This is a genomic window from Streptomyces sp. CB02923 (assembly GCF_001905005.1).
Lineage (GTDB): Bacteria > Actinomycetota > Actinomycetes > Streptomycetales > Streptomycetaceae > Streptomyces.
Genome location: NZ_LWKZ01000025.1, coordinates 445,288 through 470,300, shown reverse-complemented (window position 1 = coordinate 470,300; position 25,013 = coordinate 445,288). Strand labels below are relative to the sequence as shown.

General features: G+C 69.5%; 21 protein-coding genes and 2 tRNA genes. 9 read left to right on the top strand and 14 right to left on the bottom strand.

Annotated features, from left to right (window positions below):
- Positions 1-219: 219 nt before the first annotated feature.
- Positions 220-1,128 (bottom strand): rhomboid family intramembrane serine protease, encoded by a 909-nt coding sequence (locus tag A6A06_RS30260; protein ID WP_073765404.1) that lies wholly within the window; start codon positions 1,126-1,128, stop codon positions 220-222.
- 167 nt (positions 1,129-1,295) lie between these two features.
- Complete coding sequence (locus A6A06_RS30255) at positions 1,296-1,823, bottom strand: peptidylprolyl isomerase (RefSeq protein WP_073765403.1); 528 nt, start codon at positions 1,821-1,823, stop codon at positions 1,296-1,298.
- Positions 1,824-2,132: 309 nt separating this feature from the next.
- Between A6A06_RS30255 and A6A06_RS30250 the strand changes: the two genes are divergently transcribed.
- On the top strand, positions 2,133-2,852 hold the full coding sequence (locus A6A06_RS30250; protein ID WP_073765402.1) for a DUF5324 family protein: 720 nt from the start codon (positions 2,133-2,135) through the stop codon (positions 2,850-2,852).
- 82 nt (positions 2,853-2,934) lie between these two features.
- Here A6A06_RS30250 and A6A06_RS30245 read toward each other — a convergent pair.
- A tRNA-Ala gene (locus tag A6A06_RS30245) sits at positions 2,935-3,007 on the bottom strand.
- A gap of 129 nt (positions 3,008-3,136) precedes the next feature.
- Here A6A06_RS30245 and A6A06_RS30240 point away from each other — a divergent pair.
- Positions 3,137-3,685, top strand: coding sequence for a helix-turn-helix domain-containing protein (locus A6A06_RS30240; RefSeq protein WP_073765401.1), 549 nt, complete (start codon positions 3,137-3,139; stop codon positions 3,683-3,685).
- Positions 3,686-3,763: 78 nt separating this feature from the next.
- Positions 3,764-5,302 (top strand): protein kinase domain-containing protein, encoded by a 1,539-nt coding sequence (locus A6A06_RS30235; RefSeq protein WP_073765400.1) that lies wholly within the window; start codon positions 3,764-3,766, stop codon positions 5,300-5,302.
- Positions 5,303-5,403: 101 nt separating this feature from the next.
- Here the strand turns inward: A6A06_RS30235 and A6A06_RS30230 are convergent, their stop codons facing one another.
- The 11 genes from A6A06_RS30230 to dnaA form a co-directional block, all read right to left on the bottom strand.
- The gene (locus A6A06_RS30230) at positions 5,404-6,759 is read right to left on the bottom strand and encodes a hypothetical protein (protein WP_073765399.1); all 1,356 of its coding nucleotides are present in this window, start codon (positions 6,757-6,759) and stop codon (positions 5,404-5,406) included.
- A 207-nt stretch (positions 6,760-6,966) separates the two neighbouring features.
- Entirely contained in the window at positions 6,967-7,101 is a 135-nt protein-coding gene (locus A6A06_RS43140; RefSeq protein ID WP_003958712.1) for a DLW-39 family protein, read from the bottom strand.
- Between the two features lie 173 nt (positions 7,102-7,274).
- Positions 7,275-7,351: transfer RNA gene (locus A6A06_RS30220), tRNA-Ile, on the bottom strand.
- A 114-nt stretch (positions 7,352-7,465) separates the two neighbouring features.
- A complete protein-coding gene (locus A6A06_RS30215; protein ID WP_443333801.1) occupies positions 7,466-8,200 on the bottom strand; it encodes a DUF3566 domain-containing protein in 735 nt (244 codons plus the stop codon).
- Between the two features lie 15 nt (positions 8,201-8,215).
- The gene (gyrA, locus tag A6A06_RS30210) at positions 8,216-10,840 is read right to left on the bottom strand and encodes a DNA gyrase subunit A (protein ID WP_073765393.1); all 2,625 of its coding nucleotides are present in this window, start codon (positions 10,838-10,840) and stop codon (positions 8,216-8,218) included.
- A gap of 70 nt (positions 10,841-10,910) precedes the next feature.
- On the bottom strand, positions 10,911-12,941 hold the full coding sequence (gyrB, locus tag A6A06_RS30205) for a DNA topoisomerase (ATP-hydrolyzing) subunit B (RefSeq protein WP_073765989.1): 2,031 nt from the start codon (positions 12,939-12,941) through the stop codon (positions 10,911-10,913).
- 285 nt (positions 12,942-13,226) lie between these two features.
- The gene (locus tag A6A06_RS30200; RefSeq protein WP_073765391.1) at positions 13,227-13,802 is read right to left on the bottom strand and encodes a DUF721 domain-containing protein; all 576 of its coding nucleotides are present in this window, start codon (positions 13,800-13,802) and stop codon (positions 13,227-13,229) included.
- Positions 13,803-13,821: 19 nt separating this feature from the next.
- Positions 13,822-14,958 carry a DNA replication/repair protein RecF gene (gene recF, locus A6A06_RS30195; protein ID WP_073765389.1) on the bottom strand — a complete coding sequence of 379 codons (1,137 nt, stop codon included), beginning with the start codon at positions 14,956-14,958 and terminating at the stop codon, positions 13,822-13,824.
- 150 nt (positions 14,959-15,108) lie between these two features.
- Positions 15,109-15,990, bottom strand: coding sequence for a phosphogluconate dehydrogenase (NAD(+)-dependent, decarboxylating) (gene gnd / locus A6A06_RS30190; protein ID WP_073765387.1), 882 nt, complete (start codon positions 15,988-15,990; stop codon positions 15,109-15,111).
- A gap of 807 nt (positions 15,991-16,797) precedes the next feature.
- On the bottom strand, positions 16,798-17,928 hold the full coding sequence (gene dnaN, locus A6A06_RS30185; protein ID WP_073765385.1) for a DNA polymerase III subunit beta: 1,131 nt from the start codon (positions 17,926-17,928) through the stop codon (positions 16,798-16,800).
- Positions 17,929-19,118: 1,190 nt separating this feature from the next.
- A complete protein-coding gene (gene dnaA, locus A6A06_RS30175) occupies positions 19,119-21,074 on the bottom strand; it encodes a chromosomal replication initiator protein DnaA (protein ID WP_073765382.1) in 1,956 nt (651 codons plus the stop codon).
- Positions 21,075-21,431: 357 nt separating this feature from the next.
- On the opposite strand from dnaA, the gene rpmH reads away from it, so the two are divergent.
- The 6 genes from rpmH (at position 21,432) to rsmG (ending at position 24,866) form a co-directional block, all read left to right on the top strand.
- Positions 21,432-21,569, top strand: a complete 138-nt coding sequence (gene rpmH, locus A6A06_RS30170) for a 50S ribosomal protein L34 (RefSeq protein WP_003949374.1) — start codon at positions 21,432-21,434, stop codon at positions 21,567-21,569.
- 21 nt (positions 21,570-21,590) lie between these two features.
- Complete coding sequence (gene rnpA / locus A6A06_RS30165; RefSeq protein ID WP_073765380.1) at positions 21,591-21,989, top strand: ribonuclease P protein component; 399 nt, start codon at positions 21,591-21,593, stop codon at positions 21,987-21,989.
- Complete coding sequence (gene yidD / locus A6A06_RS30160; RefSeq protein ID WP_073765378.1) at positions 21,986-22,303, top strand: membrane protein insertion efficiency factor YidD; 318 nt, start codon at positions 21,986-21,988, stop codon at positions 22,301-22,303. Before rnpA ends, yidD begins: the two co-directional genes overlap by 4 nt.
- A gap of 3 nt (positions 22,304-22,306) precedes the next feature.
- Positions 22,307-23,485, top strand: a complete 1,179-nt coding sequence (gene yidC, locus A6A06_RS30155) for a membrane protein insertase YidC (RefSeq protein WP_073765376.1) — start codon at positions 22,307-22,309, stop codon at positions 23,483-23,485.
- A gap of 14 nt (positions 23,486-23,499) precedes the next feature.
- Entirely contained in the window at positions 23,500-24,033 is a 534-nt protein-coding gene (locus A6A06_RS30150) for a Jag family protein (protein ID WP_073765374.1), read from the top strand.
- A 104-nt stretch (positions 24,034-24,137) separates the two neighbouring features.
- Entirely contained in the window at positions 24,138-24,866 is a 729-nt protein-coding gene (gene rsmG / locus A6A06_RS30145; protein WP_073765372.1) for a 16S rRNA (guanine(527)-N(7))-methyltransferase RsmG, read from the top strand.
- Positions 24,867-25,013: the final 147 nt, after the last annotated feature.

Genomic DNA, 25,013 nt, shown 5'->3' with positions numbered 1-25,013 from the left:
GCGGAACACCCGTTCCCCACCCGGTGCACAAGATCCGACACACACTGTGGACAACCCGGGCCGGAGCGCCTTCACAGAGCCTCCACAGAGCGGGCACGCACAGAGCAAGTACCTCACCGACCGGGGACCTCACCGACCAGGGACCTCACCGACCGGGTAACGCGCAGACCGGGTACCTCACAGCCGCACGCCGACGGCTCGCACCCGCCCGCCCCCCGCTCAGCCCACGAGCTGGACGGTCCGCACCCACACCACCGCGACGATCACGAGGAACGCCACCGCGAACGTCGCGCCCTGCACCAGCGCCCGCCGCTCCCGCGGCGCGTGCACCATCCCGTACGTCACGGCGGCGCCCACGACCAGCCCGCCGACATGCGCCTGCCAGGCGATGTTGGGCCAGGCGAACGTGAAGACCAGGTTCAGCGCCAGCAGGATCAGCACCGGCCGCATGTCGTACCTCAGGCGGCGCATCAGTATGGCCGTCGCGCCGAGCAGGCCGAAGACCGCGCCGGACGCACCCAGCGAGGGCTGGTTCTGCGCGGCGAGCAGATACGACAGGGCGCTGCCGCCGAGGGCGGAGACCAGGTAGAGCGCAAGGAAGCGGACCCGGCCGAGGGCTGCCTCCAGCGGCGGTCCCAGCCACCACAGCGAGAGCATGTTGAAGATGATGTGCATCGGCTCCTGGTGCAGGAACGCCGCCGTCAGCAGGCGGTAGAACTCTCCCTCGGCGACGCCGATGAACTTCAGGTCCTCGGGGACGAAGGCCCCGCCGATCATCTCCAGGTCCTGGACCAGGCCGCTGCCCACCGCCAGCACCGCGATGAACACCGCGACGTTGATGCCGATCAGGATCTTGGTCAGCAGGCGGGTGTCCGCGGCGAGCGAGCCGCCCGCGATCGTCCGGGGGGCGGTGGCCTGCGCCGTACGGCCCGTACCGCTGCCGCCGCGTACGCACTCCGGGCACTGGAAACCGACCGATGCACTGACCATGCACTCGGGGCAGACGGGCCGGTCGCAGCGCGTACAGCTGATGCCCGTCGCCCGGTCCGGATGGCGGTAGCAGCCGGGCGCGGCATCGCCCGCCCGCGCGTCCTGCGGCTCCTGCGGGCTGCCCGGCGCCTGGTCCATGGTCCCCTCGGTCCCTCGTGCCGAATCCGTGCGGACGTCACCGCACGAACGACGTGCGCGCCCCACCCGATCTACGACCGGGCAGGGCGCAATGGTTCCCGCGCGTCCGCGACCCGGGCCACTACGGGGCTCCCGGGCCGGACGCCACGGTGTCGCGACGCCGCGCGTCAGCGGGTCTCGACGACGACCGACTCGATCACGACGTCGCTGACCGGGCGGTCGGTGCGCGGGTTGGTCTGGACCGCCCCGATGGCGTCCACGACCTTCTTGCCCGCGTCGGTGGTGACCTCACCGAAGATGGTGTGCTTGCCGGTCAGCCAGGTGGTCGGCGAGACCGTGATGAAGAACTGCGAGCCGTTGGTGCCCGGACCGGCGTTGGCCATGGCCAGCAGGTACGGCTTGTTGAAGGACAGGTCCGGGTGGAACTCGTCCTTGAACTCGTATCCCGGGCCGCCGGTGCCGTTGCCCAGCGGGTCACCGCCCTGGATCATGAAACCGCTGATCACCCGGTGGAAGACCGTGCCGTCGTACAGCTTGTCCGTGGACTTCTTGCCGGTCTCCGGGTGGGTCCACTCGCGCTCGCCCTTGGCGAGTTCGACGAAGTTCTTCACCGTCGTCGGAGCGTGGTTCGGCAGGAGCCGAATCTCGATGTCGCCCTGGTTGGTCTTCAGGGTGGCGTAGAGCTCTTCAGCCACGATCTACCTTCCATAAGTCTGCGCTGACGGTTCCCGATCCTCGCATGGACGTCCGTCCGGCACCCGGACACCGCCGCCTTCCCGTTCCTCTTTCCGCCACCAGTACCCACCGAACCGGCGCACGGTCCGGCAAACCGTGGCATTGTCATCGCAAGGCTCCGTAAGGCCCCCAATGACCCGGATGCCCGCCCGCGCATGCCGTATGTCGTACGGGCAGGCATGATCTTGAACCGGGTGGACAGGCGACACAGCAGACATTGGGGGACAACCCCCGAGCCCCCCGGACACGCCACCGAGGAGGAGGATCCCGTGACCCGCAAGGACAGCGTGCGCGCGGCGACCAGTTCGGCCAAGGACAGCGTGCGGCACGCGGCGGAGGTGGTGGCTCCGTATGCCGGTACGGCCAAGGACACCGCCGCGCACTACGCGATCGAGGCCCGTACACGACTGGCACCCAAGGTGGCCGAGGCCGCTCACCAGGCCCGCAGCCAGTACGACGCCCGTCTGCAGCCGCACATCGAGCACGCCCGCGGCGCCCTGCCGCCCAAGGTGGACGCGGCCGCGAGCCGGGCCGCCAAGCGCACCCGCAAGGCCGCCCGCCAGGCCGCCGACTACACCGCGCCACGCGTCGAGCACGCCGTGCACAGCGCACGCGCCGCGGCCGAACCGGTCCGCGAGCAGGCCGTGGCACGCGGCACCGCGGCCATCGCGGCCCTCCGCGGCCAGGTGTCGGCCAAGGAGATCGAGAAGCTCGTCAAGAAGCACAACCGCCGCCGGCGCGCAGGCAAGGCCGCCAAGCGCCTCGCGATCGTGGGTCTCGTCGCCGGCGGCGCCTACGCCGCCTGGAAGTGGTGGGACAAGCAGGCCAACCCGGACTGGCTGGTCGAGCCCCCGGCCCCCACCGAGGTCAGCGAACGCGCCACCCTGACCGCCGTCGACGGCACCCCGGAGGCAACCGCCCTGGACCCCGAGGTCCAGGCCAAGCAGGCCGAGGCCGAGGCGGAGGAACGCGGCGGGCCCAAGCCCTGACCCGCCCGACGACCCCGGCCCCCCAGGCACGGAAAAGACCCCTCCCCTCCGCGTTTCCGCGGGCGGGAGGGGTCTGGTCTTGTGGAGCCTAGGGGAGTCGAACCCCTGACATCTGCCATGCAAAGACAGCGCTCTACCAACTGAGCTAAGGCCCCGTCGCGAACCAGGGTACCCGGTGCCCGGGAGGTTTCCCGACCGGGTATCGCCGCACGCAGGTGCTCTCCGTAGGATGCTTCGCGAGATTCGCGGCAGCGAAGCGCGATCGGGGAGACAGGGGAGACGCCATGGACGCAGCACAGCAAGAAGCCACCGCGCGCGCTCGGGAGCTGCAGCGCAGCTGGTACGGCGAGCCTCTCGGAGCGCTGTTCCGCCGTCTCATCGACGATCTCGGTCTCAACCAGGCCCGTCTCGCGTCCGTCCTGGGGCTCTCCGCGCCCATGCTGTCGCAGCTCATGAGCGGCCAGCGGGCCAAGATCGGCAACCCCGCCGTCGTCCAGCGGGTCCAGGCGCTCCAGGAACTGGCCGGGCAGGTGGCGGACGGCAGCGTGAGCGCCGCCGAGGCCACCGACCGGATGGACGAGATCAAGAAGACCGCGGGCGGGTCGGTGCTGAACAACACCGCGCAGGCCACGTCGTCCACGGGGGCGACGACCGTACGGCGCGTGGTGCGCGAGATCCAGTCGCTCTTGCGCTCGGTTTCGGCCGCCGGCGACATCATCGACGCCGCGAACTCCCTCGCCCCCACCCACCCCGAACTGGCAGAGTTCCTCAGGGTTTACGGAGCGGGACGCACCGCCGACGCGGTCTCCCACTACGAATCCCACCAGAGTTAGACGGCGAGCGGCCGGGGCGGCGCGCGACGGCCCCGGGGAAGCGGGCAGTTCGGTGGTTCGGTAGGCGGACGGGGCGCAATGGGTGAGGTCTTCGCCGGTCGGTACGAGCTGATCGACCCGATCGGGCGGGGCGGCGTGGGCGCCGTCTGGCGCGCCTGGGACCAGCGCCGCCGCCGCTACGTGGCGGCCAAGGTCCTGCAGCAGAGCGACGCGCACACGCTGCTGCGCTTCGTACGCGAGCAGGCCGTACGGATCGACCACCCCCACGTACTGGCCCCCGCGAGCTGGGCGGCGGACGACGACAAGGTCCTGTTCACCATGGACCTGGTGCACGGCGGCTCGCTGGCGCACCTCGTAGGGGACTACGGGCCGCTGCCGCCGCGCCTGGCGTGCGTACTCCTCGACCAGCTGCTGTCGGGGCTGACGGCGGTGCACGCGGAAGGCATCGTGCACCGCGACATCAAGCCCGCGAACATCCTTCTGGAGTCGACCGGCACCGGCCGCCCGCACGTGCGGCTGTCCGACTTCGGCATCTCGATGCGCAAGGGCGAGCCGCGGCTGACGGACGCCAATTACGTCGTGGGGACGCCCGGTTACTTCGCGCCGGAGCAGATGCTGGGCGCCGAGCCCGACTTCCCCGGCGACCTCTTCGCGGTCGGCCTGGTCGCGTTGCACCTGCTGACCGGCTCCAGGCCGGACGCCCAGAGCCTGATCGAGCACTTCGCACAGCACGGTACGCCGGAGGCCCCGGAGGACATCGCAGAGCCGCTGTGGCAGGTGCTGGCGAACTTGCTGCAGCCGGACCCGGACCTGCGCTTCAAAACGGCCGCGGGCGCGCGCAAGGCGCTTCTCGCGGCGGCCGAGCTGCTGCCGGAAGCGACGATCGAGGACGAACTCGTCGAGGTCTTCGACCACATCGGGCCGCTGCCGTCCGGGTTCGGGCCGAACGGTCCGCTGCGGCCCAGGCAACCGAAGCAGCCGAAGCAGCCGGGAGCGGCTCCACCGGCACCGGCATCCCCGCCGACGTCGACACCGCCACCGCCGATGTCGGCGCCTCCGATGTCGCCACCGCCGATGTCGCCGCCTCCGACCAGCATGTCCGACACCGGCAGCTTCCCCCTCGCGCCCCCGTCCTCCGGCTTACCCGCCCCGCAGCACCCCGCGGCGCACGCACCGGGCCCCGAGCACACACCGAGCACTGGGCTCCCCGGCGCGCACACACCCGGCGCGCACACACCAGACGCGGCCACTCCCGGCGCGCACACACCCGGCGGGCACACACCAGACGCCCAGCAGGCCACACCGCACCAGGCCGCGCCTCAGCAGCCGGGCCCACACGGACACCCGTACGCGGTCCCCCAGCCGCCCACCACACCCCCCACCGTGCCCCCGGCCCGGCCCCACTTCCACGGCAGCCCGCCGGCCCGGCCTCCAGCCACCCGCCCCTACACACCCGGCCACCAGCAGCCCCTGCCGCCCGCCGGACGCGCTGCGGTCCGCCGGCACCGGGCGTTACCGCAACAGCGGCCAGGGCCGCCTCCTAAGGTCGCGGTGCCGGTGATCGTCGTGGCACTGCTCTGCATAGCCTTCGGCATCTGGGCACTTGCCGCCAGCTGACGGCACCGGCGCCCCCCCCCCGGATGCCCAGACGCCCAGACGCCCGACCGCCCGTCCGCGCACTACGCCGAAGGCCACACCGGATCAGGACTACGTACGGTTCAGCGCGGCCTGCTCGCTCCGCCGCCTCTCCAGCGCGCTGCCACCGCCCACACCCCAAGCGCCAGCAGCAGCACCGTTCCTGTGCTGATGCCTCCGTACCCCACCATGCGCAAGGTGCCGCTCTGAGCCACCTGTTGCGTCGTCATACCAGCTTCGGACGCTGTCCGTTCCTGCGGCGTGACGGAGAAGTCGGTGGTTTTCTCACGGTAGTCGGGGCCGCGCTGCGGGCGGCCCGCAGGATCGACGCGCAGAGTTATCGGGGTGCCGTCCTTGAAGTACTTCGCGGCGTCCGGGTGGAGCGACACGGCAAGGTAGTACGAGCCCGCGAAGCGCATCGCGCTGACCGGGGCGGTGGCGTTGTAACGGTTGCCGTAGTCCACCGGGGCCGTGACGACCCTGGCGGCGGCCGGTTTCCCGTCGTACGCGATGAAACGGGTGTCGCTGACCGGGCCCCGCGCCGGGTTGTAGACCCCCAGCCCCAGAGCACTCGCCACGAGCCGCGAACCGGCCACCGCACCCGGCCCCCGGGCCGTCCCCGCCCTCGGGTCCCCGCCGGACAGCGCCCCGCCCGTGAGCGCCCCGCCCGGCAGCTCCACACTCACGCTGAGCTGCTGCCCCCAGTCCACCGGCACCCGGTAGAAGCGGGTCTCCCCCGGCCTGATCCGGTCCTGCCACACCCCTTTGCCGATCGGCCCGGCGTCGTTGAAGCCGGTGCCGCCCTTGGCGTCCTTCTTCGTGCCGCCGCTCAGCGGTACGGGCGTCGCGGTGGACCAGGTGCCCGGACCGGGCTGTGCGGGCGGTGTGCCCGTGAGGCCGGGCTCGCGCTGGTAGCGCAGTTCGACGGGCCAGCGGCCCGCCCCCTCCGCCGACGTCCGGCCCGCCCGCTTGACCACGACGTAGTAGGCGCCTGCCCGTTGGCAGTTGGTCCGCGGGCCGTCGGCCCGCCGGGTGGCGTAGTCGGCGATCGGGTACGCCATGCCGCGGCCGTGGAAGGCCGTACTGCCGCCCGGGGAGCACGCGTTGCCGTCCGCGTCCCGGAGGCTGACCTTCAGGCTCTCGGTGTGGTCCGCGACCTCGCTGCCGGGCCGCGGCGCGGCTACCGCGGAGAAGTAGCCGCTGGATTTCCCGTCCAGCCGCACGGCGTAGAACTTCTCGTCGCCGCGGGCGAGGGAGTCGGTGTACGTCCCGGGCCCGATCCGCGGCGCTCCGGACGGGCCCTGGGTGCCCTGTACGGGCCGGGCGCCAGGCGCCGTCCTGTAGGCGGGCAGGCTGTCCCGTAAACCTGCCGTGGGCCCCGCCGCCGCGGGACCCGCCAGCACCGGCAGGGACACGAGCACGGGCACCAGTACGGGCACCAGCCTCCCGACGCGCCCGTCCCTCTTCGTGCGCCCCCTCACCACGAGCCACCCCTCACCATATTTGCTTTTGCAAGCTAATTATGTGCTATGGCAAACCCGCGGGAACGGCCGCGCCGCACGCCGCCCGCCCCCGGACGCACGAGACCCCGGTCACCGTCACACGGTGGCCGGGGTACGTACGTTGACTACGAACTGCTCTGCGTCTCACACACCCGAACCTGCGGGCACGGAGTCGGTCGCCTCCGTCCACAGATCCTGCTCGGCGCGATCCGCCTGGATCTGGCGGTACACGAGGAGCCCGCCGATGGCGGCCAGTGCGACCAGGAGAAGCTTCTTCACCGCGCGACCTCGTCTTTCGTTGACGTAGGGGACCTCTGGGGGCCGATGATACACACCGGCCGATACCGATCGGTGACCTAGGTCCGGCCAATGCACAGCGGTGCGCCACCCCGCGCCGAATCCCCCGGAACGCAAAAGAGGCCCCACCGTCTCCGGTGGGGCCTCTTTCACGCTGGTGGGGCTAACAGGACTTGAACCTGTGGCCTCTTCCTTATCAGGGAAGCGCTCTAACCGTCTGAGCTATAGCCCCGCGCTGCACCGAAAGATTAGCGCACTTCAGAGGCATTCCCAAAATCGTGCGCCGGGAGCCCCGGGGCCCCCGGACGGGGCCGCCGCACGGCCCCTCCGAGGATGCCCGCAGCCGTCACTCGTCCTCGGCGAGGGTCAGCTCCACGCCGCCCACGAACCCGGCCGAGATGTTGTAGATGAAGGCCCCGAGCGTGGCCAGCGCCGTGGCGAGCACGACGTCGATCACCGCGATGACCCCGGTGAACAGCAGCACCCGCGGCAGCGAGAGGAACGTCTGGAGGTCGAAGCCGCCGCCGTCCCCCGCGTTCGTCGCCTCGCTGATCGTGCCGCCGACGGTCGTGAAGACGCCCATCGCGTCCATCACCATCCACAGCACGGAGACCGCCACGATGGTGCAGACCCCGAGCGCGATGGACAGCAGGAAGCTGACCTTCATCACCGACCACGGATCGGCCCGCGCGACGCGCAGGCGGGCCTTGCGCGTCCGCGGCGTCGTACTGGCGCCCGTACGCGGCCGGCGCACCCCCTGCTGCGCCCCCGCGCCCTGTCCCGCATCCGATCGGTACGCCTGGGGCGGCTGGTACGGCTGCTGGCCACCCTTGGTGCCCCCGCCCTGGGTTCCGGACGCCGGGCCGCTCTGCCCCTGGGCAGGGGGCTGCGGCTGCGACGCGGAATGCGGGTGCGGCTGACGCCTGTCGGTCACGGTTCCCCCCTGATAGGAGTCCTCGGACGAGGTGCCGCCGGACGTGGCGGAGCCACGGGCGCTGTCCTCCGTCACGGTTGCGGGTCCCGACCGGGAGTTCTTCCTGTCTCCCGATCCACCCGCCGCAGCGCCCGTGGCTCCACTCACGACCTACTCCTCGCGTTACTCCGCCGCGGGCTCGCCGCCCTCGGCCACCGCAGACTCGGTACCCGCCACCTCGTCGATCGCACCGGGCTCCACGCCCGCGTCGACCTCCTCGGCCTCCCGACCGGCCTCGGCGTTACGTGCGATACCGACCACGGCATCGCGCTTGCCCAGGTTGATCAGTTGGACGCCCATGGTGTCACGGCCCGTCTCCCTGACCTCGCTGACCCGCGTACGGATCACGCCACCGCTGAGCGTGATGGCGAGAATCTCGTCCGTCTCCTCGACCACCAGGGCGCCGACCAGCTCACCCCGGTCCTCCACGATCTTGGCGGCCTTGATGCCGAGGCCACCGCGACCCTGCACGCGGTAGTCGTCCACCGAGGTGCGCTTGGCGTACCCGCCGTCGGTGGCGGTGAAGACGAACGTACCGGCCCGCACCACATTCATCGAGAGCAGTTCATCGCCCTCACGGAAACTCATGCCCTTGACACCCGAGGTGGCGCGTCCCATCGGACGCAGGGCCTCATCCGTGGCGGTGAACCGGATCGACTGCGCCTTCTTGCTGATGAGCAGCAGGTCGTCCTCGCCGGAGACCAGTTCCGCGCCGATCAGCTCGTCGTCCGCGCCCTCCTCCGTCTCCCGGAGGTTGATGGCGATGACGCCGCCGGAGCGCGGCGAGTCGTAGTCCTTGAGGGGCGTCTTCTTCACCAGGCCGCCCTTGGTGGCGAGCACCAGATACGGCGTGGCCTCGTAGTCGCGGATCGCCAGGATCTGCGCGATCTGCTCGTCCGGCTGGAAGGCGAGCAGGTTGGCCACGTGCTGGCCGCGCGCGTCCCGGCCGGCGTCCGGCAGCTCGTATGCCTTGGCCCGGTAGACCCGGCCCTTGTTGGTGAAGAACAGCAGCCAGTGGTGGGTGGTGGAGACGAAGAAGTGGTCGACGATGTCGTCTTCCTTGAGCTTCGTGCCCCGTACGCCCTTGCCGCCGCGCTTCTGCGACCGGTAGTCGTCGGTCTTCGTCCGCTTCACATAGCCGCCACGGGAGATCGTGACGACGATGTCCTCCTCGGCGATCAGGTCCTCGACGGACATGTCGCCCTCGAAGGGCACCAGCATCGAGCGCCGGTCGTCGCCGAACTTGTCGACGATCGCCGCCAGCTCCTCGCTGATGATCTGACGCTGGCGCTCCGGCGAGGCGAGGATCGCGTTGTACTCGTTGATCTTCGTCTGGAGCTCGTCGTGCTCGGCGGTGATCTTCTGGCGCTCCAGGGCGGCCAGCCGGCGCAGCTGCATCTCCAGGATCGCGTTGGCCTGGATCTCGTCGATGCTCAGCAGGCCCATCAGGCCCTCGCGCGCCTCGTCGACCGTCTGGCTGCGCCGGATGAGCGCGATGACCTCGTCGATCGCGTCCAGCGCCTTGAGCAGACCGCGCAGGATGTGGGCCCGCTCCTCGGCCTTGCGCAGCCGGAACTTCGTCCGCCGGACGATGACCTCGACCTGGTGGTTGACCCAGTTGCGGATGAACGCGTCCAGCGACAGGGTCCGCGGCACGCCGTCCACCAGCGCGAGCATGTTCGCGCCGAAGTTCGTCTGCAGGTCGGTGTGCTTGTAGAGGTTGTTCAGCACGACCTTGGCGACGGCGTCCCGCTTGAGGACGATGACCAGGCGCTGGCCGGTACGCGAGGACGTCTCGTCGCGGACGTCGGCGACGCCGCCGATCTTGCCGTCCTTGACCAGGTCGGCGATCTTCTGCGCGAGGTTGTCCGGGTTGACCTGGTACGGCAGCTCCGTGACCACCAGGCACTGGCGGTTCTGGATCTCCTCGACCTCGACCACCGCACGCATCGTGATCGAGCCGCGGCCGGTGCGGTACGCGTCCTCGATGCCCTTGCGGCCCACCACCAGCGCGCCGGTGGGGAAGTCCGGGCCCTTGATCCGCTCGATGAGCGCGTCCAGCAGCTCCTCGCTGGACGCCTCGGGGTTCTCCAGCGCCCACTGGGCACCGGCGGCGACCTCGCGCAGGTTGTGCGGCGGGATGTTGGTCGCCATGCCGACCGCGATACCGGCGCTGCCGTTGATCAGCAGGTTCGGGAAGCGGGCCGGCAGGACCGTCGGCTCCTGGTTGCGGCCGTCGTAGTTGTCCTGGAAATCGACGGTCTCCTCGTCGATGTCCCGCAGCATCTCCATGGAGAGCTGCTTCATCTTGCACTCGGTGTACCGCATGGCCGCGGCGGGGTCGTTGCCCGGCGAGCCGAAGTTGCCGTTGGAGTCCACCAGCGGCATCCGCATCGACCACGGCTGGGCCAGGCGGACCAGGGCGTCGTAGATGGAGGAGTCACCGTGCGGGTGGTACGTACCCATCACGTCGCCGACGACGCGGGCGCACTTGTAGAAGCCCTTCTCGGGGCGGTAACCGCCGTCGTACATCGCGTACAGGACGCGGCGGTGCACCGGCTTGAGGCCGTCCCGCACGTCCGGCAGCGCACGCGAGACGATGACGGACATCGCGTAGTCGAGGTAGGAGCGCTGCATCTCCGTTTCGAGCCCGACGGGCTCGACACGCATTCCGACGCCTTCGATGGCGGCGCCGGTGCCGTCGGCGGTCACGCCGTCCGGGGTCAGGGGGGGATTCTCGTCGGCCATTGCTGTTCAAAATCCTTTCGAGCTGCGGCTGCTGCGGTCCCCGCACCGGGCGGGGGAGGGCCGACAGGGCTCAGATGTCGAGGAAGCGGACGTCCTTGGCGTTGCGCTGGATGAAGGAGCGCCGGGCCTCGACGTCCTCACCCATCAGCACCGAGAACAGGTCGTCGGCGCGCGCCGCGTCGTCCAGCGAGACCTGGCCGAGCACCCGGCTGTCGACGTCCATCGTCGTCACGCGCAGTTCCTCGGCGTTCATCTCGCCCAGACCCTTGAAGCGCTGGACGGAGTCGTCCTTGATCCGCTTGCCGTTCTGCTTGCCGAGCTCGATCAGGGCGTTGCGCTCCCGGTCCGAGTACGCGTACTCGAAGTCGTCGCGACCCCACTTGATCTTGTAGAGCGGCGGGCGGGAGAGGTAGACGTGCCCGGCCTCCACCAGCGGCCGCATGAAGCGGAAGAGGAAGGTGAGCAGCAGGGTGTTGATGTGCTGGCCGTCGACGTCGGCGTCCGCCATCAAGATGATCTTGTGGTAGCGGAGCTTCTCGATGTCGAAGTCCTCGTGGACCCCGGTACCGAAGGCCGAGATCAGCGCCTGCACCTCGTTGTTGTGCAGGATCTTGTCGACCCGCGCCTTCTCCACGTTCAGGATCTTGCCGCGGATCGGCAGGATGGCCTGATACTGCGGGTCGCGGCCGGACTTCGCCGAACCGCCGGCGGAGTCACCCTCGACGATGAAGATCTCGCACTTGGTCGGGTCGTTGGACTGGCAGTCCGAGAGCTTGCCGGGCAGCGACGCCGTCTCCAGCAGGCCCTTGCGCCGGGTCAGGTCCCGCGCCTTGCGGGCCGCCACCCGCGCGGTCGCGGCCTGGATGCCCTTGCGGATGATGTCCGAGGCCTCGTTCGGGTTCCGGTCGAGCCAGTCCGTCAGGTGCTCGTGGACCACCTTCTGCACGAAGGTCTTGGCCTCGGTGTTGCCCAGCTTCGTCTTGGTCTGGCCCTCGAACTGCGGCTCGCCCAGCTTGACGGAGATGATCGCCGTCAGACCCTCGCGGATGTCCTCACCCGTGAGGTTGTCGTCCTTCTCGCGCAGCAGCTTCTTGTCCCGGGCGTAACGGTTGATCAGACCCGTCATCGCCGAGCGGAAGCCCTCTTCGTGCGTACCGCCCTCGTGCGTGTGGATGGTGTTCGCGAAGCTGTAGACACCCTCGGTGTACTGGGTGTTCCACTGCATCGCGACCTCAAGGGAGAGCATCCGCTCCTTGTCCTCGGCCTCGATGTCGATCACCGTGGGGTGGACGACCTCGCCCTTGCGCGAGTTCAGGTATTTCACGAAGTCGACGATGCCGCCCTCGTAGTGGTACTTGACCGTGAGGGCCTTGCCCTCCTCGTCCACATGGGCCTCGCGCTCGTCGGTGAGCGTGATCGTCAGGCCCTTGTTGAGGAACGCCATCTCCTGGAAGCGGCGCGACAGCGTCTCGAAGCTGTACTCGGTCGTCTCGAAGATGTCGCCGTCGGCCCAGAACGTGACCGTGGTGCCGGTCTCGTCGGTGGCCTCGTTACGGGACAGCGGAGCCGTCGGCACGCCGAGCTTGTAGTCCTGGGTCCAGCGGTAGCCGTCCCGCTGGACCTCGACGGCGACCTTCTGCGACAGCGCGTTGACGACGGAGACGCCGACGCCGTGCAGACCACCGGAGACCGCGTAACCGCCGCCGCCGAACTTGCCTCCCGCGTGCAGCACCGTCAGCACGACCTCGACGGCCGGCTTCTTCTCCGAAGGCACGATGTCCACGGGGATGCCGCGGCCGTTGTCGACGACGCGCACGCCGCCGTCCGGCAGGATCGTCACATCGATGGTGTCCGCGTGCCCGGCCAGCGCCTCGTCGACGGAGTTGTCGACGACCTCGTAGACGAGGTGGTGCAGACCACGCTCGCCGGTCGAGCCGATGTACATACCGGGGCGCTTACGGACCGCGTCCAGGCCCTCGAGGACGGTGATCGCGCTGGCGTCGTACGACTTCTCCTCGGGAGAGTCGCCACTGGCGCCGGCAGGAACCCCCTCTTCAGTAGAAGCCGTGTTGTTCTCGTTGAGGTCGCCGGAGTCGGCCACGAAGCGCCCTTTCTGGCACAGCACGAGCCGCCTCCATCAGAAGCAGGGCGGCTGCGTCGTTCGACATGTTCCGCGAGTGGGCGGGATTGCTACCAGTCTACCGGTAGCGCCGACACTAATGGGGGTTTGCGGGCGCCTGAGTCGTCATGTGCCGCCCTGAAGTGCCGTTGGCCGACTCCCCATATCTGCGAAGGGGCCCCAGGACGCTCAAGAGGGCGCTCAGCGCTTCGGGCTGTCAACCTCCGGCTACGGTGAGCGGAGTCTCACCCGTACCATGCGTCCGCCTCAGCCGTATGTGTCCCCGGGACCCTTGCTGCCGGGCGCCCGCAGCGGCCCGTACCGCCGCGCCGGACCACCCGGACCCAGCACCTTGATCATCTTTACGGTGCCCTGGCCCAGATCCTGGTTCAGCCGCGCCACGAGCTGCGGCGCCAGCAGCCGCAGCTGCGTCGCCCACACCGTCGAGTCGCACTGCACCGTCAGCACGCGCGCGTCCTCGTCGTACTTCTGCGGCTCGCAGTGCTGCGCCACCTCCGGGCCCACCAGCTGCGGCCAGCGCCCCATGACGCCGCCGACCGCCGCCGGGGTCTCCCAGCCGCGCTCCGTGATCAACCGGTTGATCGCCGCACCCAGCGGCAGTGGATCGCGCCCGTCGGCGCGCGCGCCGGATCGCAGACCGCCACGGCGCGCCTGCTTCTTCTGCTGCGCCGCGGCGCCCCGCGCCTTCGCCTGCTCCTTGGCCGCGACCAGCGCCTGCCGGGCCAGATCGATCCCGGACAGCTCCGGGGGCTTGGGCTGCTCGGCGCCGGGCGGCCGCTCCGAGGACTCCTCGGAGGGCCGGTCCGGTGGCTCGCCGCTCATCACCGGCTCCGTCGCCCGCTCACGGTGAGACCTTCTCCGCGACGCCCTCGGACACCGCGAACCGGGCCCCGGACAGCACCCCCGGCACGTCGTCGTCCACCGCCGCGGTCACCAGCACCTGCTCACCGGGCGCCACCAGCTCGGCCAGCCGCTCCCGCCGCCGGCTGTCCAGCTCCGCGAACACGTCGTCGAGCACCAGCACCGGCTCGTTGCCCTCGCCACGCAGCAGGTCGTACGAGGCCAACCGCAGCGCGAGCGCGTACGACCAGGACTCGCCGTGGCTCGCGTACCCCTTGGCGGGCAGCTGCCCCAGCTTGAGCACCAGGTCGTCGCGGTGCGGACCGACCAGCGTCACCCCGCGCTCGATCTCGTTCTTACGGGCCGCGCCGAGCGCTTCGGTCAGCAGCCCGTACAGCTCCTCCCGCGTGGTGGCCCCGTCCGCACCGTCACCGGCCGAGCCGCGGTACTCCATGGCCAGCGGGCCGCCGCCCGGCGCCAGTTGCTCGTACGCCTTGTCGGCCAGCGGCTGGAGCGTGGCGATCAGGTCCAGACGCTGGGCCAGCAGCTCCGCGCCGACGCGCGCCAGGTGCTGGTCCCACACGTCGAGCGTCGACAGGTCCATCTGACGGCCGCCGTGCCGACGCGCCAGCGCCGCGCTCTTCAGGAGCGTGTTGCGCTGCTTGAGCACCCGGTCGTAGTCCGAGCGCACGCCCGCCATCCGCGGCGAACGCGCCGTGATCAGCTCGTCCAGGAAGCGGCGGCGCTCCCCCGGATCGCCCTTGACCAGCGCCAGGTCCTCCGGCGCAAACAGCACCGTCCGTACGATCCCCAGCACGTCACGCGGCCTGACCTGCGACGACCTGTTGATGCGGGCCCGATTGGCCTTGCCCGGGTTCAGCTCCAGCTCCACCAGCTGCTGTCGCTCGCCCTGGACGACCGCGGCCCGCACGATCGCCCGCTCGGCGCCCATCCGCACCAGTGGAGCGTCGGAGGAGACCCGGTGGCTGCCCAGGGTGGCCAGATAGCCGACCGCCTCGACGAGGTTGGTCTTGCCCTGCCCGTTGGGGCCCACGAAAGCGGTGACGCCCGGGTCGAGCGGGACCTCGACCCGGGCGTACGAGCGGAAGTCGGCGAGCGAGAGATGCGATACGTGCATGTGGCGCGCCGACCTCCCCCGGCTACCGGACTGTGCTGCTACCGGACTGCTTGGTTACTGCTCCGCGGTTCTGCTGCTCCGCTTGCTCAGTGCTTCGCGGGCCTGCTTCTCCGCGGTTCTGCTTGCTCCGCGGTCTGTCTCTTCGCGGTGCTACTTCTTCGCGTTCTCGACGGCGTGGCCGCCGAACTGGTTCCGCAGCGCCGCGATCATCTTCATCTGCGGCGAGTCGTCCTGGCGGGAGGCGAAGCGCGCGAAGAGCGACGCCGTGATCGCGGGCAGCGGTACGGCGTTGTCGATCGCGGCCTCGACCGTCCAGCGGCCCTCGCCGGAGTCGGCGGCGAAGCCCCGGAGCTTCTCCAGGTGCTCGTCGTCGTCCAGCGCGTTGACCGCCAGGTCCAGCAGCCAGGAACGGATGACCGTGCCCTCCTGCCAGGAGCGGAAGACCTCGCGCACATCGGTGACCGAGTCGACCGCCTCCAGCAGCTCCCAGCCCTCGGCGTAGGCCTGCATCATGGCGTACTCGATGCCGTTGTGGACCATCTTGGCGAAGTGGCCCGCGCCGACCTTGCCGGCGTGCACCGAACCGAAGTCGCCCTCCGGCTTGAGCGCGTCGAAGACCGACTGCACCTTGGCGACGTCCTCCGTGGAGCCGCCGTACATCAGCGCGTAGCCGTTCTCCAGGCCCCAGACACCGCCCGAGACGCCGCAGTCGACGAAGCCGATGCCCTTGGCGCGCAGCTCCTCGGAATGCTTCTCGTCGTCGGTCCAGCGGGAGTTTCCGCCGTCCACCACGACATCACCGGGGGACAGCAGCTCGCCCAGCTCGTCGATGGTCGCCTGGGTCGCATCGCCGGCGGGCACCATGACCCACACCACGCGCGGCCCCTTGAGCCCGTCCACCAGTTCCTTGAGGCTGTGGACATCAGCCAGGTCCGGGTTGCGGTCGTATCCGATGACGGTGTGGCCTGCGCGGCGGATGCGCTCGCGCATGTTGCCGCCCATCTTGCCGAGACCGACGAGACCGAGCTCCATCAGTACCCCTTACGTTGCGTTACGGCACATCCCCGCCCTACGCGTCGAGTTTACGCTCGAAGCCACGACGCGGCGGCCCGCCCCCCACACCTGTGGACAACCGGCGGCAGAGCGGGGCGTTGTTCCCGGGCCTTTCACCTTTTCGGTTACGGGCGGGCGACAGCCGAAGCGAGGTACGCCTCGCGGGGGATCTCCGGTGCCAGCCCGCCGCGATCGACCGGGTATTCCCGGCCACTGTGCCGCCGCGGGCCGCGGGCACCAGCTCACTCGAAAAGGCTTCCTTCGCGTCGCTCCGTGCTGTCACTGTTCCGCCGCTCCGGACGACGTCATGCCGCGCTGTCGCCGACTGCTTTTCCACAGACTCGACCCACGGGGCGGTAGCGGCAGCACGGTGACCAGCGGCTGGGCCGGTGGGGCGAGGCTGTATCCACCGGCTGTGGATAGTTTTTGCCCGCCATCGGCCGCCTGCCCGATCCGGCGTGCTGCAGCGTGGGATTCGAGGCGGGATATGGAGGTGGACTGCGTCTCGTCGTACCGGGTTTCCCGTAGAGGTCAGAAATCGCATTTCTCCCGTCAGCCGCTATTCAGCACGGAAACGCAGAAAGAAGATCTCGGCCTGAAAGGTACTGCGTGTCGAATTCCGTGATCTTGCACAACGCCCCGGAAAAACTGTTTACAGTCGCCCCACAGAAAAACAACTCCGCCCCTGATGCACGCACGCAGCGCTGGTGTATCAGGGGCGGAGTGAAAACTCCCGGGTGACTTCCGTCGGCGGACGGCCGTACGGAAGCGATCAGCCAGGGCGGATCAGCCGGAGAGGCGCACCGGCATGATCAGGTACTTGTACGCGTCGTCCGCCTCGGCGTCCTTGGCCGGGCGGCCGCTGAGGAGCGCCGGCTTGGTCGAGGTGGTGAAGGACAGCTGGGCCACCGGGGAGTCGATGGCCGACAGGCCCTCCAGGAGGAAGCCGGGGTTGAAGGCGATGGAGATGTCGTCGCCCTCCAGGTCCGCGTCCACCCGCTCCACAGCCTGTGCGTCGTCGCTGGAGCCGGCCTCCAGGATGAGCACACCCTGCTCGAAGCTCAGGCGCACCGGCGTGTTCCGCTCGGCGACCAGCGCCACACGCTTGACGGCCTCGACGAAGGGGGCGGTCTCGATCACGGCGACCGAGTTGAACTCGGTGGGGAAGAGCGTCCGGTACTTCGGGAGGTCGCCCTCCAGCAGCCGCGTGGTCGTCCGGCGGCCCGCGCCCTCGAAGCCGATCAGGCCCTCACCGGCGCCCGAGCCGGACAGCGCCAGCGTGACGCTGTCGCCGCTGCTGAGGGACTTGGCGGTGTCCAGCAGCGTCTTGGCGGGCACCAGCGCCACCGCGGAGGCGTCCGGGCTTTCCGGCTTCCACAGGAACTCGCGCACCGCGAAGCGGTAGCGGTCGGTGGAGGCCAGGGTGACCGTGTCGCCCTCGATCTCGATCCGCACACCGGTGAGCACCGGGAGGGTGTCGTCACGGCCTGCGGCGATGGCGACCTGGGCGGCGGCGGAGGCGAAGACCTCACCGGGCACGGTGCCGGTGGCGGTCGGCATCTGCGGCAGTGCCGGGTACTCCTCCACAGGAAGCGTGTGGAGTGTGAAGCGCGAAGAGCCGCAGACGACGGTGACTCGTACACCGTCGGTGGAAATCTCCACCGGGCGGTTGGGGAGGGAGCGGCAGATGTCGGCCAGCAGGCGGCCGGAGACCAGGACGGTGCCTTCCTCTTCGACGTCCGCGTCCACGGAGACGCGCGCCGACACCTCGTAGTCGAAGCCGGAGAGGCTCAGGCTGCCTTCCTCCGCCTTCAGCAGCAGGCCCGCGAGGACGGGCACCGGCGGACGGGCCGGGAGGCTCTTGGCCGCCCAGGCCACTGCCTCCGCGAGTACATCGCGCTCCACCCGGATCTTCACCGGAAACCGCCTCCTGCTGTTGCTGGCTCTCGCCCTGCTGGCCTTCTTCGTCGGCTGGGTCGCCGGAGACCAGTCTGACGTACGTGACCGGCAGCCGTTGCGGCTCGGGGTCAAGTCGGGTCGAGAGGCGTCGGACGACCGATCCCCAAGTTGTGCACAGGACCCGATTCGAAACGAGTTCCCCGGTAGCTATCTGTGGTCGTAGTAGTAGGGCCTGTGGAAACCGTGGACAACTGAATCTGTGCAGGTCAACGCGGTTTTTTTGTCCACCGGGCCTGTGGGCGGCAGCCGTGGATAAGCAGCCGGATCTGTGGACTGACTCTCTTCATGCACACCCGATGCACAGGGGAGCCCTACTTCTCCCCAGTCCTGTCCCCAGCTTTACCCCGGTTCCCCACAGCCCAATCCGGCACCTTGGTGTGACGCCTTTCACTCGCCCCGGTGAGCCCGGGTGTTGCCTTGCCGAACAGTGGACAGGGGTGTGGAGAAGTTGGGGACAAGGGCGAGCCACCTGTGGGCGGGCAGTGGACAACGCGTTCGACCCCCTGTGGACGAAATCTCTGTCCACACCCTGTGGATGAGTGTTAGCCACAAATCCACACCTCGCTGACCTCGGCTGATGCCCCTGCGACCGCCCCTCCTGTGGAAGCCACAGGGATAACTTCCCAGTCCCCAGCATGTGGACGGAAGAATCTTGGCCAATCTGTGGAGTACGGCCGTGACCTGACGCGGAATCGAACAGAGCGGGGTCCTCCCAGGGAGTCGAGGCGGGATCGGGACGGTGCGGGGACGCTGCCGGAGGGGGCGGAAGCGGGGGTTCAGGAGGGGGTCGGAGGACGTTCCGGGCGGACTGTGAGGCGTTCTGAGGGAACTTCGAGGGCGCTTCGAGGGCGCTCTGCGGATGCTGGGCGGACGGTCGTATGGCGTTGGGCGGACGGTCGTACGTCGCGGGGCGGGTGGTCCGTACGCCCGTACATCCATGTACGGGCGCGGCTGCCCGTACGTCCGCACCAGCAGCCCCGCACATCCGCATCAGCCGCGCCTACGTACGGAGTAGGCCCACGGAGCCGCGGGAGGCACCGCCAGGCCCCGGAGGCCGGAGACGCCCCCCGAACGCCGAAGGGCGCCCCGGGAGCAGATACGTCCCGGGGCGCCCTCGAAGCTCTGGCCGGCCCCTGACTGAGGCCGCGTCAGCCGTTCTTGATCCGGTTCGTCAGCTCGGTCACCTGGTTGTAGATGGAGCGGCGCTCGGCCATCAGCGCCCGGATCTTGCGGTCGGCGTGCATCACCGTCGTGTGGTCGCGCCCGCCGAACTGCGCGCCGATCTTCGGCAGCGACAGATCCGTCAGCTCACGGCACAGGTACATGGCGATCTGCCGCGCCGTCACCAGGACGCGGCTGCGCGAGGATCCGCACAGGTCGTCCACCGTCAGCCCGAAGTAGTCGGCGGTCGCGGCCATGATGGCGGTCGCGGTGATCTCGGGCGCCGCGTCCTCGCCGCCGGGGATCAGGTCCTTGAGGACGATCTCCGTCAGGCCCAGGTCCACCGGCTGGCGGTTCAGGGAGGCGAAGGCGGTGACGCGGATGAGCGCCCCCTCCAGTTCGCGGATGTTGCGCGAGATGCGGGAGGCGATGAACTCCAGCACCTCCGGCGGCGCGTTCAGCTGCTCCTGCACCGCCTTCTTGCGCAGGATCGCGATCCGGGTCTCCAGCTCCGGCGGCTGGACGTCGGTGATCAGGCCCCACTCGAAGCGGTTGCGCAGCCGGTCCTCCAGGGTCACCAGCTGCTTGGGCGGCCGGTCCGAGGACAGCACGATCTGCTTGTTCGCGTTGTGCAGCGTGTTGAAGGTGTGGAAGAACTCCTCCTGCGTCGACTCCTTGCTGGCCAGGAACTGGATGTCGTCGACGAGCAGGATGTCCATGTCGCGGTAGCGCTTGCGGAACGCGTCCGCCTTGCCGTCGCGGATGGAGTTGATGAACTCGTTGGTGAACTCCTCCGAGCTGACGTACCGCACCCGGGTGCCCGGGTAGAGGCTGCGTGCGTAGTGCCCGATGGCGTGCAGCAGGTGCGTCTTGCCGAGACCGGACTCCCCGTAGATGAACAAGGGGTTGTACGCCTTGGCCGGCGCCTCCGCCACGGCGACCGCCGCGGCGTGCGCGAAGCGGTTGGAAGCGCCGATGACGAAGGTGTCGAAGAGGTACTTCGGGTTCAGCCGCGCGGTCGGCTCGCCGGGGCCGGTCGCGGGCGCGGGCTGCGCGGCGAGCGGACCGGGGGCGCCGCTGGGCGCGGGCAGCCCGCCGGGGCCGGGGTTCTGGATATGGGCGGGCGGCTGGTGCTCGGACAGGTCGCGGCGCTGCGGCTGCTGCTGGTCGTAGGGGGAGCGGCCCTCGGAGTGCTGGTGCTGCGGCGGGCCGGTGTGCTCGGGGGCCGGCGAGCGGTAGTCGTTCTGTGACCGCTGGGGGTGCTGGTGCTGCTGTACGTGAGCGGGGGGCGGCGTCGCGTAAGGGTCCCGCTCGGGGAAGCCGCCGAGGCGCTGCTGCTGCCACCCGTAGTCCTCGCGGGGGCCGTGCCCGCCCTGACCGCCCATGCCGGAGTGCTGCGGCCAGGCGCCCGGCTCGTGCCGGGGCTGCTGGTGCTGCTGCTGGTACTCCGGATACGCGGGACGTACGTGCGGCAGGTCGTCTTCCTGGTGGCCGTAACCCTGCCGGTTGTCGTAGCCGTCGCCCTGCCGGCTGTCGTAACCGCCGTACGCGTCGTGCTGCGGACCCGGTTGCCCCGGCTGCTGCTGGGGCTGCTGGGGCTGGTGGCGCTGCTGCTGTACGTGTGCCGACGACGGGGACGGCGGAAGCGGCTGCGGGGAATGCGGCTCCTCGGCGGAGTCGTCGACGGTGATCGCGATCCGGATCGGGCGGCCGCACTCGTGGCTCAGCGCCTCGCCGATGAGCGGCGCGAGCCGGCCTTCCAGCACGCCCTTGGCGAATTCGTTGGGAACGGCCAGCAGGGCGGTGTCGGCCACCAGCGCCAGCGGCTGGGTCCGCTTCAGCCAGTCCTGGTCCTTCGGCTTGAGGCTGTCGCTCTCCGCACGTAGGAGGTGATCAAGTACACGTGGCCACACTGCGGCAAGATCGGCAGGTACGTCAGCCACAGAGCACGCTCTCTCACTGGTCCCACGAATGTGTGATTCTCAGGACGGGCGGGAAGGAATCGGAGTTGACCCACGGTAGTCAGGGCGACCCTGGTGATTCAAGTTGTTGTCCACAGGCTGTGCATAGTGTGTCCCGGCAGAGGGCCGGTTTGACCGGATGACGCCGCCGCGCGTACCGTAACCAGGTCGAGTTGTCGATGGCTGCTGCCGCCTGCCTCCGATGGGCAAAGATCGCGCTCTAGTGATCGAAGTAGCGGTGCACTCGGGCGTTGCGAGCTACTCGTGGGCGCACGGTGACAGCCTTCGACGCCCCACACCTGTCTCCCCGGAGACACCAAGCATCTCTGGAGCCCCCGAGTGAGCAAGCGCACCTTCCAGCCGAACAACCGCCGTCGTGCGAAGACCCACGGCTTCCGCCTGCGTATGCGTACCCGTGCCGGCCGCGCGATCCTCGCGTCCCGCCGCGGCAAGGGTCGCGCCCGCCTGTCGGCCTGAGCCCTGAGCTAGGTCCATGACGTGCTGCCTTCCGAGCATCGGCTGAGGCGGCGCGAGGACTTTGCGACCGCGGTACGCCGGGGACGCAGGGCCGGGCGCCCGCTCCTCGTCGTCCATCTACGCAGCGGTGTAACGGACCCGCACGCAGCGGGGGAGAACCCTCCCCCGGCGCGTGCGGGTTTCGTCGTGAGCAAGGCCATCGGCGGTGCCGTGGTCCGCAACAAGGTCAAGCGGCGGTTGCGCCACCTCGTGCACGACCGGCTGGACCGGCTGCCCGCCGGTAGCCTGGTTGTCGTACGGGCGCTGCCCGGTGCGGGTGATGCGGGTCACGACCAGCTGGCCCGTGACCTGGACGCCGCGCTGCAGCGACTGCTGGACGGGAATTCCCCCACCCGAGGTCAGGGGAGGGCTCCGCGGTGAAGTACCCGCTGCTGCTGTTGATCAAGCTGTACCAGTGGACCATCAGCCCCTTGCTGGGGCCGGTCTGCCGGTACTACCCGTCGTGCTCCCACTATGGCTACACGGCCATCGACCGGCACGGCGCCGTGAAAGGGACCGCGCTGACGGCTTGGCGCATCCTGCGTTGCAACCCGTGGTCGCCAGGTGGCGTCGACCACGTCCCACCCCGGAAGCGTCCGGTCTGGCATCAGCGGCTGAGGAGCCGCCTGGGCGGGTCCACCGTCCCTGAGCCTGCCGCACAGCCTGAGACTCAGCCCACCGCCCAAGGAGCCTGATTCGTGGACACGATCCTCAGTCCTCTCTATTACGCAGTTTCCTGGATCATCGTCCAGTTCCACTCGTTCTACAGCCTCATCTTCGACGAGAACAGTGGCGCGGCCTGGGGTCTGTCCATCGTCTCGCTGGTGGTGCTGATCCGTGTCTGCCTGATCCCGCTCTTCGTGAAGCAGATCAAGTCGACGCGGAACATGCAGGCGCTCCAGCCGAAGATGAAGGCGATCCAGGAGCGCTACAAGAGCGACAAGCAGCGTCAGTCCGAAGAGATGATGAAGCTGTACAAGGAGACGGGCACCAACCCGCTCTCCAGCTGCCTGCCGATCCTGGCGCAGTCGCCGTTCTTCATCTCGCTGTACCAGGTCCTCAGCCACATCGCGAACAACCAGACGGTCGGCGTCATCAACCAGTCGCTGCTGGAGAGCGCGCAGAAGGCGCACATCTTCGGCGCTCCGCTGGCCGCCAAGTTCCTGGACACGCCGGAGAAGCTCGAAGCCCTGGGCGCGACGGTCACCAACGTCCGCGTGGTCACCGTCATCATGATCGTCCTGATGTCGGCCTCGCAGTTCTACACGCAGCGCCAGCTGATGACCAAGAACGTCGACCTGACGGTGAAGACGCCGTTCATGCAGCAGCAGAAGATGCTGATGTACGTCTTCCCGGTCATGTTCGCCGTGTTCGGTATCGGCTTCCCCGGCTTCCCCGTCGGCGTTCTCCTGTACTGGCTGACCACCAACGTCTGGACCATGGGCCAGCAGATGTTCGTCATCCGCCGGAACCCGACCCCGGGCAGCAAGGCCTTCGACGAGCGCCAGCAGCGGCTCCGGGCCAAGGGCAAGATCACGGAGGACCCGGCCGAGGTCGAGGCCAAGAAGGTCGCCGAGGAGGCGCGCCAGAACCGGCAGCAGCCCAAGCGGCAGACCAAGGCCAAGCGCCAGACCCAGCCCACCACCGGCGCCAAGCCGGCCGGTGCCGGCAATGAGCAGCAGCGGCGCACCCGCGCGGGGTCCGGCTCCAGTGCTTCCGGTGCCTCCGACGGGGACGCTTCGAAGAAGCAGTCCCTGGAGAAGCAGGCACCGCAGGACAGCAAGCCGAAGGGCGGATCCTCCGCCTCCGGCTCACGTAACGCCAAGTCCGGACAGCGCAAGGGCCAGCAGCGGCCCAAGCACCCGTCCAAGAAGTAAGAAGGAGTCCTTCCGTGACGGACACGACCCGCCCCTCGTCGTCGACAGGGGGGACCCCGGCCGCTGAGGGGACCGACACCCTCTCCCGCCTGGAGCAGGAGGGTGAGATCGCGGCCGACTACCTCGAGGGTCTGCTGGACATCGCCGACCTCGACGGTGACATCGACATGGACGTCGAGGCCGACCGCGCCGCAGTGTCGATCATCAGCGACTCGACCAGCCGCGACCTGCAGAAGCTGGTGGGCCGGGACGGCGAGGTGCTGGAGGCGCTCCAGGAGCTGACCCGGCTGGCGGTGCACCGCGAGACCGGTGACCGCAGCCGCCTGATGCTGGACATCGCGGGATTCCGGGCCCAGAAGCGCGAGGAGCTCGCGGAGCTGGGCGCGAAGGCGGCGGAGGAGGCCAAGGGCACCGGCGAGCCGGTGAAGCTGAGCCCGATGACGCCGTTCGAGCGCAAGGTCGTGCACGACGCCGTGGCGGCGGCCGGACTGCGCAGCGAGTCCGAGGGCGAAGAGCCCGCGCGCTGTGTGGTGGTCCTCCCGGCCTGACGGCCAGAGTCCTCGAACAGCCTTGATGTCACCGGCCCCGTCTGTCCCGCAGGCGGGGCCACATCTTGTCAGCCTTATAACAGTCCAGAGGAAGGGCGGTCCCCGTGACGGACGACGCAGCAGCGGAGCTCCCACCGGCGCCGGAAGTGGCGCGTGAGGTGTTCGGCGAGCGTTTCCCGGAGGCTGTGCGCTACGGCGAGCTGCTCGCCGACGCGGGCGTACGGCGAGGACTGATCGGCCCGCGCGAGGTGCCGCGGCTGTGGGAGCGGCATCTGCTGAACTGCGCGGTGCTCTCCGAGGTGGTGCCCGCGGGCGTCACCGTCTGCGATGTCGGCTCGGGCGCCGGGCTGCCGGGCATCCCGCTGGCCCTGGTGCGGCCGGACCTCAAGATCACGCTGCTGGAGCCGCTGCTGCGGCGGACGAACTTCCTGCAGGAGGTGGTCGAGCTGCTCGGGCTGGACCACGTCACGGTGGTGCGTGGCCGTGCCGAGGAGGTCATGGACAAGCTCCCGCAGGTGCATGTGGTGACCGCGCGTGCCGTGGCTCCGCTCGACCGGCTGGCGGGCTGGGGTGTGCCGCTGCTGCGCCCCTACGGCGAGATGCTGGCTCTCAAGGGGGACACCGCCGAGGAGGAGCTGAAGGGCGCCCGTGCCGCACTGAGCAAGCTCGGGGTCGTGGAGACCTCGGTCGTCCAGGTCGGCGAGGGGATCGTCGACCCGATGTCGACCGTCGTGCGGGTGGAGGTCGGCGAAAGCCCCGGTGGTGTGCGCTTCGCGGCCAAGCGCGCGAAGGCGGCCAGGCCCAGCCGGGCCCAGAGGGGGCGGCGTCGCTGAGCGGGGTCTGCGCTCTCGCTGATTACCCCGGTAAAACCAACAAAACGACATAAAGCGGAGTGTCGCGCACAAAACGGACGCGACACTGTCATCGTGTTTCACGTGAAACGTCGTTCTCTGCTGCATGGAATCATCAGCCGTGGTCGC